Raw genomic sequence first — 13,457 nt, forward strand, 5'->3', positions numbered from 1 at the left:
CTTGGGAGCATTCGGGGATTGACTTTCTGAGCAGGAACGATTACTCTACATCGTCACTCCATGGGCTGTCGTATGACCACTCGGAGGTGTGTTGTTGAAGTTCGTCCATACATTTTTCGCTCGAAGTGAGCTGTTTGCTCATGGCCATAACGCCTTCGGTTGCGAAAGAGATGACCATCGTTTTCGGGGTTGTATATTGCTTTTTCATGATGATTTTTTTAACGTGGATTATTGAACGAATTTCTTGCCGTTACGGAGATAAATGCCTCCTTTCACGGTTTTGGCCACACAGCGACCGCTCAAATCGAATACGGGTGTATTGTCAGTGGGAGTTTCCACGCTTTCAATGGCGGTGATGTTGTCGAATTCAAGCGTAAAGCCTTGAACACCGGAGTTGGTTTCAGTTTCTACTTGTGCGCGGAAGCCACGGCAATTCACGCCCTCACCCAAAAGTTTGAACTCCGCATTGGAGAGAACATAAGTGCTCTTGCCTGATGTTTGTGTACGTGTTTTCACGGAGCCGGTGAAAGCATTATCACTGATAGTTTCCCCTCCGGTGGTTACGGTCAGAGTGCAATCTCCTGTTCCTTTCAAGAAGAAAGGCGTGTTGGCAGGAATTGTTCCGTTCAAAGCGGTGAGGTTGAGGGTAGAGCCCGAAACAGAGCCTTTATAGGCCGTGGTGCCCTCGCTTACAGACACAGCAACGGGAGTGTAGAAGGTGGCTTCTCCATTGTGGAGAGTTACGGGAATTTCGGCTACGGATTCAAGTCTGAATTCGCATTTTTCCTGCTTGTTACCCTTTGCAACAGAGTTGTTAGTATTGTGAGTAAGATAAGTTTCACCACCTTGCAAAGTGTAGGTATCACCGTCTTCGACACGAATGGTCAATGCATCACCGTCGGCAGGAGTACCTCCAAGGTTTGCATTGTGCAGAGAATAACCATTGCTCAGAGCTACGAGATTCTTTTCCGATTCTCCGTTGTAGTAGAAAATGGTTTGTTCACCTTTGGTTGTACCCATTGTCAGAGCTGCTCCCTTATCTCCGGCAGTCAGATATTTTCCGGCAGGCCCTTGCAAACGATAGAAACCAGCCTTTAAGCGAGCTTGTGTTTTGGCAGTGTTCCAATTCTCTTTGGCCTCTGTCAGATTGGTTCCTTCCGAAACTGTAACTCCATCGTTTTGTGCTTTTACGGTAGCGATGGCCGCGTTATAGGCATTTTTCAAAATCTCTGCGGATTGAACTGTTTCTTCAATATTTTTGAGGTAAAAACGATTACCTTCATCTTCCGTTGTCCAATGATCAATTAGAACATTCTCTTCACTCAGATTTATAAAACTATTATTCCCTCCTCCGTTTAGTTGAAGCTTGTAAGCATAGTTATTCATAGGAGTTTGAGCGTTACTTTTTGTCAGGGTGTAGACCGGTACAGTAGTCAAGCGATTTCCGGTGCGATAATAGTCAGAGGCAACAAATTTTCCGGCACCATAGCTGTATAAATACTTTACACCGTCATCGGTAATAATGGCAAATTTTTGATTAACATCGCCATCATTCCCCGTACCCGTCACATTTTTGAGTTTTCCTCTTTCTGTATCATAGGTAAGAGTGCCGCGGTTGCTTATTACACGGAACGGTTTATTTTCATCGAAAGCAGGGTATTCATAATTATCGACCACTTCATAAACCTTAAAAACAGAAAAACCTCCTTGTCCAGACAGCCACTTTGGTGCGGCATTGGTACGTTGACAGTTGAAAAAACAGTTATTTGCCACAGATTCTACAAAGCGTACATAAGTAGCGGTATTATCAAGCAGAGAAGTATTCCACGCGACATTCTCTTTTGCGACATTATTTGCCGTAAAAAGTGCAGCTTCACTTTGATTGTCGGTCATGGCAACTAAGGAACCCGACCATGAGCCTTGTGGTTTTTTGATGTATTGGTTAGCTCCTACATTTTTTAAACGAAACTTATCCCCGGCAACTTCCACCTTAAATGTTGTGGTCGCTCCAAGAAAAGTAGGAGATCCCACAGATGCACCTTTTACATAATTTGAATTATTCGCATCATTGGCTTTGATGGCAATGAGCTTGCCATCAGTAATTTGTTCTTTCAATATCTCGTTTGTTATTGTATAGGCCATGGAGGGTTGTCCCCACGTTGGAAGGGTCAATCCAAACAGCATTAACAGGGCGAGACCAAAGAACCCCCTCGAAAAAAACTTTTTTCTCATGATTTTGTGGTTTTGAAAATGTAATAAAGAATGTGATGTAAGACAAAGCCGGCGGCACGGAAAAGCGTTTGCTCCGGCAGAGGAAAAAGGATAACCCTCTCTTTGCGAGCCAAAGATAGTTAAACGTCACTTAACGGCCAAACTTTAAGCTTTGTTTTTTGTTTTTATGTCGTGTTTTCTCAAATAATGCCACTTTTGATATATTAATTTCGCATAAATGGATAGAGGAAAGTTTTTGACCTTTCGTTTTGCTGAACGGAGTTTCTATTTGAAGTTGTTGCTTGGCGAGAAAAACATTGCGTATCGTCAAGGAGGATTTTGTTTGTTGCCACGAAAAGCATATTTTTGCGGCTCATCGTTTTATTTCTTTATTTCAAATCTTCATTTATGCCAACAACATTGTGGTTTTATTTTCGCGAGGCTATGCAGCCCGAAACGTTGAAGTCGATTGGCGGAATACTTCTCGGTTGTTTCGTGGCTGCCGTGGGCATTGTCTTTTTTGTCAGTCCTTATGGTCTTGTGCCGGGCGGCGTGTTTGGCATTTGCATCGTGCTCCATGCCTTGTTGCCTGTTTTTCCGATAGGGATTTATGCGTTGCTCATACAAGTTCCGCTATTGTTGGTGTCTACTCTGATTTTGGGCGGCCGGCTCGGACTTCGCACACTCATCTCTGTTTTTGCTCTTCCGATCATGGTCGATTTGCTTTCGCTTTGGGCTTATCCCGATGCCGAGGCATTGCGTAAGCTCGACCCTTCGCGCATTTTGGGCGGTAGACTCGATATGTCGGAAGATTTGATTGTCAGCAGTTTGATAGGAGGTGCACTTGTGGGAATAGGCACGGGATTGATCATTCGGCAGAAAGCATCAAGTGGTGGCAGTGATGTGATCGCGATGCTTGTACACAAACTCACCTCATTTCGTTTTTCCAATTGTTTGATGGCCGTGGACGGTTCGATTGTGTTGGCCGGCCTTGTGGTGATCGGCATGGGGTTCGGCCTTGCTGAGGGAGAAAGTGTGAGCTCGCGTTCGTGGATGCTGTCGTTTTATTCTCTGATCACGATGTATGTGCTCAACCGCAGCATCTCGATGTTGTTGAGCGGTGCCAAAGACTGCATGCTCGTACACATCATTTGCACGGAGGAAGACGCCTGCGTGTTGCGAAACTGGGTGCTGACGACGCTCGACCGAACCGCCACTTGCACGCGCGCCAGCGGTTTGTATAGCGAGAAAGGAAAGGAGATTTTGCTCATGGTGGTGCGCGACAAGGAGTTGCCCGCCATTACCGACGGCGTCAAACGGCTCGCTCCGGAGAGTTTCGTCGTCATTACAGACGCCTATGATGTATATGGCTTTCGGTGGAAAGAGTTGCCCGACGCCGATACTTTTCGTCCTTTATGAGAAAAACGACCGCCGCTTGCGATGCTCCGAGGCACTACAAGCGGCGGTCGAAAGTATTGTGGCGGCGTCCTTCGCGAGGCGTCAAGAAGCCTTCGGGGCGGCCGGAGCCATGGGGTCGAAAGGTTTTGGGAAAAGGCGCGGCAGGTTGCAGCCGATGAAGTTGCCCACGGTGATAGCCGGCAGATAGAGCAGGAGGCTGTCGATGTTGCAGAGGAGGAAATCGGTGGGGCAGGTGAGGATGTAGAACGTGTCGGCCATGCAGTGGGGAAAGCCGCAGAGAATGAAGAGCGGCACGCCGAAGAGCAATGGCAGGAAGTTGTTGCGATAGCCGAAGGTGACGGCCACGGTCATGATGACGCCGCAGGCGATGGAGAGCAGACCGCTATTGAGAATGCCGTTGGCCAAACGTTTCTCGATGATGTGTTGGGCAGCTTCGTTGATGGGCATGGAAGAGGCTCGCGTGAGCAGTGCGACGAGCAGGCAGCCGATGGCGTTGTAGAGGAAAATGGCGGCCAACTGTCCGCCCTCGTTGCGATGAATGAAACCGGCACGGCTGGTGTAGAGTTTGAGCCGATAGCCCACGATGCTGAGCAGACCGAATGTAAAAAGAACTGCGCCGGGCACACCACCCACCGCCAAATAAGCGAAACCGGCCAAACCGATGGCAGCACCTGCCGCCACCGACACACGGAAAAGATCGAAATGTGTTTGCATAGAGCGAGATGGAAGTTTTGAAAAGGGCGACGCCCCAATGTGGCAAATTGATAAATGCGCACAAAATTACGAAAAAACGAAGAAATCGGGCGGGCATGCAGGAAGAAATCGGGCGAAAAGCATATTTTTGTATTCATGATTGATATGAACGACTGTCAGAAACATTTGTATGTTTCGCCGTTGGGCGATTTGCTGTTGGCCGGAAACGGAGCTGTGCTGAAAGGAGTTTGGTTTGAAGGACAGAAACATTTTCCGACCGCTGCGGAGAAATGGCCATGGGCTGCGGAGCATGTGCCTTTCGTGCGGCATACGTGCAAGTGGCTTGATGCTTATTTCGGAGGTGAAGCGTTGCCTCTTTTCCCCTTGTTGCAACCCGTCGGCACGGCATTTGAACGTATCGTTTGGGAGGAGCTTCTTCTGATTCCCGAAGGCAAGACCATGAGCTACAAAGCCGTGGCGGAACGTGTGGCGACCCGACAGGATAAAAGCACGGCGGCGATACGTGCGGTGGCGGGTGCCATTGGACGAAATCCGATTTCTCTGCTCATTCCCTGCCACAGAGTGGTGGCCGCCGACGGTACGTTGCGCGGCTATGCCGGCGGTTTGTGGCGCAAGGCGGCGTTGCTCGCCCTCGAAACCGAACGAGTGAGAAGAATGGAGTGAGGCCGCCGTTGCCGCTTTTTCTATCTTTAAGGCAGAAAGCTTTATCTCAAAGGTAAGGAAAACCACCTCCTGATCAATCGGAAAAGGTGCCTCCCGAAGAGGATTGTTGAAGGAGGATTGCAGGATTTATTCGTGTAAAAGCATTCACTATCAGCGAAAACCATTATCTTTGCAAACGAACGAACATTTTTACTCGCCGGATTGAACATTTTTGTTCAAACGGATAAACATTCTATGGATAATGGGATATAAAAGAGCACAGTATTCGGAAGTCATGACGCGCATCAACGAACCTCGCAGCAAGATGCAGGTCGTTGTCGGACCGCGTCAGGTAGGCAAATCCACCTTGATGGGTCAAGTGCTTGACGCTTGCGAGTTGCCCTATGACAGCTATTCGGCCGATGATGTCGTAGGTGCATCAGCCGACTGGTTGGCCGGTATCTGGCAAACTGCCCGTATGCGTATGGATATGCGTGGGGAGGGGAAGCGCCTATTAGTGGTAGATGAAATACAAAAGATAACCAATTGGAGTGAAACCGTAAAGGCGGAATGGGATCGAGACACTCGTGAAAAGCGAGGACTCGCAGTCGTCCTATTGGGTTCATCACGCATGTTGATAGAAAAGGGGCTCACCGAATCATTGGCCGGCCGATATGAGCTGATTCGACTGACGCATTGGAGCTTTCCCGAAATGAAAGAATGCTTCGGTTGGAACCTCTACCAATATGTTTATTTCGGCGGATACCCCGGTGCTGCTGATTATATCGCTGATGAACGCCGCTGGAGAAACTACGTAAAAGACGCCTTGATTGAGCCATCCATCTCCAAGGATGTGCTGATGGATACTAAAATCATGAAGCCCCAGCTACTTCGCCAATTGTTTGAACTTGGCAGTAGTTATAGTGGTGAATTATTGTCGCTGACCAAGGTGGCTGCCCAGTTGCAAGACGCAGGCAATGTCACCACATTGGCCGGCTACCTTCATCTGCTGGACGAATGTGGTTTGCTGTGTGGTTTGCAGAAGTATGCAGAGGATGATGCTCGCAAATATAACTCGATTCCTAAATTTCAAGTTCACAATAATGCCCTGCGCAATGTGTATGCAGACAAGGATTACATGGAGATGGCAGAAGATCCAAACGCTTGGGGGCGTTATGTGGAATCCGCCGTAGGAGCCTATATCGTGAGTCAAGCACAGATTTGTGATTATAAAGCTTATTATTGGCGTGACAGCCACGACGAAGTGGACTTTGTGCTTCATAGAAGAGAGAAGACAATCGCCATTGAGGTTAAAAGTGGAAGACGCACCACCAACAAAGGCCTGCCTAAATTTGAGAAGGCTTACCACCCGCATCGCGCCTTTGTGGTTGGTTCCGGAGGCTTGTCATTTGAAGAGTTCTTATCCATGGATTTGAATTTGCTCTTCAAATAGTTGTATATATAAGGAGTGCCACATCATCGGTGAGACTCTACGTTGTGGGGCTTTATTTATTGGCATTCGGCGTTTTCGCTTCCCTTTTGATGCTTACCACACAAAAAAGCCGTAACTTTGCCACAGAAATATAGACAACAATATATGGCTCGCAAAAAGAAACCCCTCCCCCTTCTCGAAAATATTCTTATCACCGACGTGGCCGCCGAAGGCAAGGCCTTGGCCAAGATCGACGGACTGGCCGTGTTTGTGCCCTATGTCGTGCCGGGCGACGTGGTGGATTTGCAACTGCGTCGCAAAAAACACAGTTATGCCGAGGCCGAAGCTGTGCGCATACGTCAGTATAGCGAGAAGCGCAGCGAGCCGTTTTGCCGGCACTATGGCATTTGCGGCGGCTGCAAATGGCAGGTGCTGCCCTATGAGGAACAGCTGAAATACAAACAGCAACAGGTGACGGACAACCTCACGCGCATCGGCAAAGTGGAGTTGCCCGAATGCCGTCCCATTCTCGGATCGCGTCGCGACAGAGCCTATCGCAACAAGTTGGAGTTTGGTTTTTCCAACAAACGATGGCTCACGCTCGACGAGGTGAAGAGTGGCGTGGAATTTGAGCGAATGGAGGCACTGGGCTTTCACATCTCGGGGGCGTTCGACAAAATTCTCGACATCGAAGAGTGTCATCTGATGGGCGACATCAACAACCGCATTCGCAACGGACTGCGCACGTTTGCCCTCGAACGCGGTTTGGCGTTTTACGACCTTCGCGCCAACCGCGGCCTGCTGCGCAACATCATGCTGCGCACCGCTTCGACAGGCGAGGTGATGTTGTTGGTGCAGTTTTGCATGATGACCGACCGCGACCGCGAGCAAGCACTCGAAGTGATGGAGTTTTTGAAAACGACGTTTCCCGAAATCACCTCGTTGCTCTATGTGAACAACACGAAGTGCAACGACACGATCGGCGACCTCGACGTGGTGACTTATGCCGGCACCGACTGCATCTACGAAGAGATGGAGGGATTGCGCTTCAAAGTGGGGGCGAAAAGTTTTTATCAAACCAACTCGGAACAAGCCTACGAATTATATAAGGTGACGCGCGATTTTGCCGGATTGACGGGCGATGAACTGGTCTACGACCTCTACACAGGCACGGGCACGATTGCCAATTTCGTGGCCGGAAAGGCGCGCTTCGTGGTGGGGATAGAGTATGTGCCCGAAGCCATTGAAGATGCCAAGGTCAATGCCGGACTCAACGGATTGGAGGAGAAAACCTTGTTTTACGCCGGCGACATGAAGAATATCCTCACTGACGAATTTATCGACCGCCACGGCCGTCCCGACGTCATCATCACCGATCCGCCTCGCGCCGGCATGCACGCCGACGTGGTCGGGGTCATTCTCAACGCCGCTCCGAAGCGCATTGTTTACGTGTCGTGCAATCCGGCGACACAAGCGCGCGACTTGCAACTGCTCGACAGCAAATATAAAGTTGTGGCGGTGCAGCCGGTGGATATGTTTCCGCAAACGCACCATGTGGAAAACGTGGTGTTGCTCGAACTCAGATAAATCCGATTTTCAGCCACGCATCGCCATTCCTCTTGGCTCGCACTCACCTTCCCAAGACAAAGCCCATGCCCACATCGCCCTCGACTGCCCGACTTCGCGAAAACCTATCGACCTATTTGGCCGCAGGAGATGCCGAGGCTTTGCGCGATCGGCTGAAAACGCTGCGTCATGCGGAGTTTAGGGCAGCCGGCGCAGTGATGTGCGAAGGCAGATTTTGGGAAACTGTGACCGAGGCGGAGTTTTGGCGTTTTTTTCTTGTGTTGGCCGCCGACAACGCCAAGGCCTATGTCGGCACTATGCTCAAAGCCGCAGCGGCACGCCACTGCCACCGACCGTTGGTCTGCGAAGCGGAAGCGTTTCGGGCTTTTGCCCAAGACGTGGCTTCGGACATCGATCGTCGAAAAACACTCGACGCGCTCCTCCCTTTGTTTGACCAAGAAGAGAAGGTGGAGCGTTTGATGACGCTCTTTCGGGTGAACGAAGAAAATGATCGCGTGAGAGCGGGCTATCTGTTTAGAGCCGGCACGCCGGTGTGCTACTTCCTGCTTTTCCGATTGTTGAAAAAGTGGGAAGACGATGTGCCGACCCTTCGGCGTTTTGCCGTCGAGTTGATTCGCAAGGGCGACAAATCTTCGTTTAATTTGGCCTGCATTCTTCGAGAGTATTTCAATCTCGACGAAGTGCCGGGCACGTTTTCGCTCCGACTTCCCGCTTATGAACTTTCGCGCCTCGATGCCCACCCCGAGGCCTTTTTGAAAATCCTGCTCCGCTAATGACACCTTCCTCCGAACTCGAAGATTTTGCCGATGCTCTTTTGAGTCATGTCGAAGCCGCATTGCGCGCTTCGGGAGAAACGGCCGACTATTCGCAAGAGGCGGTGTGCATCATTGATGCACGCAACCATCTTTTTGCCTCGGCCGGCGTTCATCGCACGGATGAGGAACGCGGCATTTATGCTCTGCGAGATCTCTGTGCACTCGACGACGAGAGCATGGAGTTGCGTCCCGACCGCATGAGGTGCAGAGCGGTGGGACGAGATTTTTTCTAAGATTTTCTCCGACTTGATCTTCTTATTTTTCAACGTATCATCTTTGGCGTATCCTCGCCTTCAAAAAAAATGACCATGACCGAATTTTTTCGCCATCGCACGCCCATACAGATCCGTTTCAACGATCTCGATTCTTATCAGCACGTCAATAACAACTCCTACTTCTCTTTTTACGATTTGGGGAAAGAGAGTTATTTTGCCGATGTCTTTCAGCACGATTTCCGCAGGCAATCCGTGGTGCCCCTCATAGCCAACATCAACGCCGACTTCATCGAACCGGTGGTGTATGGCGACGACATCGTGGTGGAAACGCGTATCAGTCACCTCGGCACGAAGAGCTTCACGCTTGAACAGCGCGCCGTAAATCAAAAGAACGGTCGCGTGGTATGCACTGCCCGAACGGTGATGGTGTGTGTGGATCTGAAAAAACAGGAATCGGTCGAAATCCCTGCCGAATATCGGGCGGCGATTGAGGCCTACGAAGCCGGAAAATAATTGAGCAACAAACGCAAAACCGACACTCAAAACATGCAACACATCGTTTATGCCCAAAACATGGCGGCCGAACTCGCGCAAGCCATCGAACGAGAAGGAACGCCCGATCGATTGCTGCTGCTGACCGATGAAAACACACATCGCCTTTGTCGCCCGGTCATTGAAACGATTTTGGCCGGAGCGCACGAAATGGTGGTCGGAGCGAGCGATGTGCATAAAACGCTCGCCACGCTCGCCACGGTATGGGAGAAAATGCAGGAGGGCGGTGCGACGCGCCATTCGCTGATGATCAATCTCGGCGGAGGCATGATCACCGACCTCGGCGGATTTGCGGCGGCGACGTTCAAACGCGGCATACGCTTCATCAACGTGCCGACTACGTTGCTCTCAATGGTCGATGCGGCCGTGGGAGGAAAGACGGGCATCAATTTCGGCGGTCTGAAAAACGAAGTCGGGAGCTTTGCCGACGCCGAAACGGTTTTGGTCAGCACCGAATTTCTCCGTACGCTCGATGCCGAAAACATTTGTTCGGGATATGCCGAAATGCTCAAACACGCCTTGTTGAGCAACAAAGAGATGTGGGTGCGCCACTTGAAGTTCGACCTCGCCACGCCCGACTTGGAGATGCTCCAAACGCTCGTGGCCGAAAGCATCGAGGTGAAACGCCGCATCGTGGCCGAAGACCCGCACGAGCGAGGGTTGAGAAAAGCACTCAATCTGGGACACACCGTGGGGCACGCCTTTGAAAGTCTGATGTTGGAAAAAGGCAGAGCAGTGTTACACGGATATGCCGTGGCGTGGGGTTTGGTGTGCGAACTCTTCATGAGTTGCGCGGAAGCGGCTTTCCCGACAGATGCGATGCAGGCTACCGTGCGCTTCATCTTCGACCATTATGGCCGTCCCGATTTCACTTGCGACGATTACGATCGGCTGCATGAATTGATGTTGCACGACAAAAAGAACGTGGCCGGACAGATAAATTTTTCTCTCTTGTCCGATGTGGGAAAAGTAGTGATCAACCGCCGCGTGGAGCGTAGCCTCGTTGATGAGGCTTTCGACTTTTTGCGAGAGGCTTGACCAACACCGACCGACACAGCAACCATAAGGGCGCATTCTCCAAACGACGAGGAGAATGCGCCCTTGTTGTCAAGATAGCGCAAGACACGTTGAGCCGGAGGGCATCGACGTGTCTTGCGTGTTGAAAGGCGGGAAAGGCGCGCGGCACCGGTCAATGCTGCGTGACTTCCACAATTTGCGTGGGAGCGAGTTCGAGATTGCGTCGCTCGGTGGCCTCAACCACGGCTGCGGCCAAGGCGGTGAAAGCCTGCCCGGTGAGGGTGTCGGGATTGACGGCCACCGGCTCGCCGTTGTCGCCGCCGTCGCAGATGCTTTGCACAATGGGGATTTGGGCGAGAAGGGGGATGTCGAGTTCTTCGGCCAAGCGTTTTGTACCTTCGCGCCCGAAGATATAGTAGCGGTTTTGAGGCAGTTCGGCAGGGGTGAACCATGCCATATTTTCCACCAAACCGAGAATGGGCACGTTCACCTTCTCATTGCGATACATGTCGATCCCCTTGCGAGCGTCGGCGAGTGCTACTTGCTGGGGCGTGCTCACGACGACGGCTCCCGTTATGGCCAGTGTTTGGAGGAGGGTGAGGTGGATGTCGCTTGTGCCGGGAGGAGTGTCGAGAATGAGGTAATCCAATTCGCCCCAGTCGGCGTCGGCGATGAGCTGTTTGAGCGTGTTGGAAGCCATGGAGCCGCGCCAAAGGGTGGCCGTTTCGGCATTGACGAAGAAGCCGATCGATAGCAACTTGACGCCATATTTCAGTGCCGGAATGAGCAACTGCCGTCCCTCGACGACGTGGGCGTAGATTTGTTCGTTTTCGAGGTGGAACATTTTGGGCACGGAGGGGCCGAAGATGTCGGCGTCGAGCAGACCGACGTTATAGCCCCGTGCGGCCAAAGCTACGGCCAGATTGGCCGAAACGGTGCTTTTGCCCACACCGCCCTTGCCGGAGGAAACGGCGATGATGTTTTTGACCTGTGGCAGGAGTTTGCCGGGTTCGGGGCGTTCGGATTGCTTGAACTTGGGGCTGATGTGTACCTCCACGTCGGGAGAAATTTCGCGATGAATGGTGGCTTCTATGGATTTGAAAAGACTCTTCATGAAAGGGTCGGGGTTCTTTTCGAACACGATGGAGAAGCTCACGTTCATGCCGTCAATGCGCGGGTCGTCCCAGAGCATTTGGGCTTCGATGAGATTTTTGCCGTTGCCCGGATAGCGCACTTGGGCGAGGGCATCGGTGATGAGTTTCGGGTATAGCGTCATGGTGAGTTGAGAAGTTGAGGCCGAGAGTGGCGAAATTGAACTTTCGGACATGGCCGTGTCGGCCGTCGGAGAAATTCAGTCGAGGGTGTAATCGACCGCCACGCGAGTGTCGGCGATGAGCTTGGCACGCTCGGCGATTTTGAGATGTGCCGGATGATTGGCATATCGGGAGAGTGCCTCGATGTTGTCTACAACGACGGTGAGCACGGCGTCGAACGAAACCGGAGTGCGGAGCACGTCGATGCCGCATTCGAGGCTTCTGATTTCGGGAACGACACCGACGAGGGCGTCGAGTTGCTGTTTCATCCAAGCGGCGTGCTGTGTCGCGCTTTGGCCTTCGGCGCCGTCTTTGAAGCGCCACATCACAATGTGTTTGAGCATGGGGAGTAAGTGAGTGAGTCGGAGATGAAGGCGGAAAGGAGGGCGTTGTCGCTGCATGAGTCGCAGGATTTTCTACCTAAGACTTAGAAAATTCTACCTCTTAGTTGGAAAATTCTACCTCAGAGGTAGTTGCCACCGAAAGCGATGTGCTCTTTTCCGCAAAGCAAATTTACAAAGAAAAGCCTGATTAAGATGCCTGTATTTGTACTTTTCACTTGTTTTTGCGAGAAACAAGCTCCTTTTCTTTTTTCTTGCGTAATCATTTGTGGAAGGGAGGTACGTGAGGAGGACAGAGCGTGGCGATGAGGAGGGAGGGCGATCGGTGTGATTGTCTTGGCCGCGAACAAAAACTTCTCTCTCTGCCGATCGTTCGCAAAGGAGGGGCGGGGCAGAGAGAGAAGGATGATCCGGGGCGGGAAAACGGGATAGGGCAATCACTTGTGGCAATAGCCGCCGTTGATTTCGAGAACGCTGCCGTTGAGGAAAGCGTTGTGGAGGCAGAACCTGACGGCGTCGGCGATTTCGTCGGTGTAGGCAAAACGAGCGACAGCCGTTTTTTGGAGGATGCGCTCACGGATTTCCTGTGGCTTGTCGCGCTGCCATTCGGTTTCGACAAAGCCCGGTGCGATGGCATTGACGGTCGTCGCGGTCTTTTCAAAGACCTTGACCAAGTTTTGCGCCAAGGCATGGACGGCGGCTTTGCTCACCCCGTAGGCCAAGGAGGCGGCATGGGGGTGGATGCCCATTTGCGAACCGATGAAGACGATGCGGCTGCCGTTGGGAATGACTCCGAGAAGGTCGCGGATGAGAAAAACATTGCTATTGAGATTGACTCTCATGATGTGTTCCCACTCGGCGTCGGTCGTTTCGTCGAGCGATTTGCGGAGCGTCGTGCCGGCGTTGAGCACGAGGCAGTCGATGTGGTGCAGCTTTTTGAGAAAGGTTGCCAAATCGCTCATCTCGTCCGATGAGGCTTGGTCGGCTTTTACGATTTGTAGACGGGTGTCAAGGTGGTTGGGGGCGAAACCTTGTTGCAGCAAGGTTTCTCGGCATTGTCGGGCGGCTGTGAGGTCGCGCGCATAGGTGGCGACCACATAATAGCCCTCTCGGAGGAGCATGGCGACGATGGCGAGGCCGATGCCTTTGGTGCCTCCGGTGACGAGTGCATTTTTCATGAGGGGAGAAGTTGGGAAATG

General features: G+C 51.6%; 14 protein-coding genes. 8 read left to right on the forward strand and 6 right to left on the reverse strand.

Going from position 1 to position 13,457, the window contains the following annotated elements; translation table 11 throughout:
• Nucleotides 1-40: 40 nt before the first annotated feature.
• A complete protein-coding gene (locus EII14_RS09255) occupies nt 41-208 on the reverse strand; it encodes a hypothetical protein (protein WP_158608294.1) in 168 nt (55 codons plus the stop codon).
• A gap of 20 nt (nt 209-228) precedes the next feature.
• Nucleotides 229-2,232 carry a hypothetical protein gene (locus tag EII14_RS01580; RefSeq protein ID WP_124930822.1) on the reverse strand — a complete coding sequence of 668 codons (2,004 nt, stop codon included), beginning with the start codon at nt 2,230-2,232 and terminating at the stop codon, nt 229-231.
• Nucleotides 2,233-2,619: 387 nt separating this feature from the next.
• Between EII14_RS01580 and EII14_RS01585 the strand changes: the two genes are divergently transcribed.
• Nucleotides 2,620-3,630, forward strand: a complete 1,011-nt coding sequence (locus tag EII14_RS01585) for a YitT family protein (protein ID WP_124930823.1) — start codon at nt 2,620-2,622, stop codon at nt 3,628-3,630.
• Nucleotides 3,631-3,711: 81 nt separating this feature from the next.
• Here EII14_RS01585 and EII14_RS01590 read toward each other — a convergent pair whose 3' ends face one another.
• Nucleotides 3,712-4,344, reverse strand: a complete 633-nt coding sequence (locus tag EII14_RS01590) for a formate/nitrite transporter family protein (RefSeq protein WP_124930824.1) — start codon at nt 4,342-4,344, stop codon at nt 3,712-3,714.
• A 54-nt stretch (nt 4,345-4,398) separates the two neighbouring features.
• On the opposite strand from EII14_RS01590, the gene EII14_RS01595 reads away from it, so the two are divergent.
• From EII14_RS01595 to aroB, 7 genes are all read left to right on the forward strand, one after another.
• Entirely contained in the window at nt 4,399-5,007 is a 609-nt protein-coding gene (locus EII14_RS01595) for a methylated-DNA--[protein]-cysteine S-methyltransferase (protein WP_233569331.1), read from the forward strand.
• Between the two features lie 274 nt (nt 5,008-5,281).
• On the forward strand, nt 5,282-6,439 hold the full coding sequence (locus EII14_RS01600) for an ATP-binding protein (protein WP_233569333.1): 1,158 nt from the start codon (nt 5,282-5,284) through the stop codon (nt 6,437-6,439).
• 144 nt (nt 6,440-6,583) lie between these two features.
• Complete coding sequence (gene rlmD / locus EII14_RS01605) at nt 6,584-8,005, forward strand: 23S rRNA (uracil(1939)-C(5))-methyltransferase RlmD (protein ID WP_124930825.1); 1,422 nt, start codon at nt 6,584-6,586, stop codon at nt 8,003-8,005.
• A gap of 32 nt (nt 8,006-8,037) precedes the next feature.
• Nucleotides 8,038-8,778: a hypothetical protein gene (locus EII14_RS01610; protein ID WP_124930826.1), complete on the forward strand. Its 741-nt coding sequence runs from the start codon at nt 8,038-8,040 to the stop codon at nt 8,776-8,778.
• The gene (locus EII14_RS01615; protein ID WP_124930827.1) at nt 8,778-9,053 is read left to right on the forward strand and encodes a hypothetical protein; all 276 of its coding nucleotides are present in this window, start codon (nt 8,778-8,780) and stop codon (nt 9,051-9,053) included. The genes EII14_RS01610 and EII14_RS01615 overlap by 1 nt, the downstream gene beginning before the upstream one ends.
• Nucleotides 9,054-9,128: 75 nt before the next feature.
• The gene (locus tag EII14_RS01620) at nt 9,129-9,548 is read left to right on the forward strand and encodes a thioesterase family protein (protein WP_233569335.1); all 420 of its coding nucleotides are present in this window, start codon (nt 9,129-9,131) and stop codon (nt 9,546-9,548) included.
• 33 nt (nt 9,549-9,581) lie between these two features.
• Nucleotides 9,582-10,625, forward strand: a complete 1,044-nt coding sequence (gene aroB, locus EII14_RS01625) for a 3-dehydroquinate synthase (RefSeq protein ID WP_124930829.1) — start codon at nt 9,582-9,584, stop codon at nt 10,623-10,625.
• A gap of 151 nt (nt 10,626-10,776) precedes the next feature.
• On the opposite strand, the gene EII14_RS01630 is transcribed toward aroB, so the two are convergent.
• The 3 genes from EII14_RS01630 to EII14_RS01640 all read right to left on the reverse strand — a co-directional run bounded on the left by EII14_RS01630 (nt 10,777) and on the right by EII14_RS01640 (nt 13,436).
• A complete protein-coding gene (locus EII14_RS01630) occupies nt 10,777-11,880 on the reverse strand; it encodes an Mrp/NBP35 family ATP-binding protein (protein ID WP_124930830.1) in 1,104 nt (367 codons plus the stop codon).
• A 75-nt stretch (nt 11,881-11,955) separates the two neighbouring features.
• Nucleotides 11,956-12,318, reverse strand: coding sequence for a Dabb family protein (locus EII14_RS01635; RefSeq protein ID WP_233569337.1), 363 nt, complete (start codon nt 12,316-12,318; stop codon nt 11,956-11,958).
• 377 nt (nt 12,319-12,695) lie between these two features.
• Nucleotides 12,696-13,436, reverse strand: a complete 741-nt coding sequence (locus tag EII14_RS01640) for an SDR family NAD(P)-dependent oxidoreductase (protein ID WP_124930831.1) — start codon at nt 13,434-13,436, stop codon at nt 12,696-12,698.
• Nucleotides 13,437-13,457 lie beyond the last annotated feature (21 nt).

Origin of the sequence: Alloprevotella sp. OH1205_COT-284 (assembly GCF_003859795.1) — a bacterium.
GTDB lineage: Bacteria > Bacteroidota > Bacteroidia > Bacteroidales > Bacteroidaceae > Alloprevotella.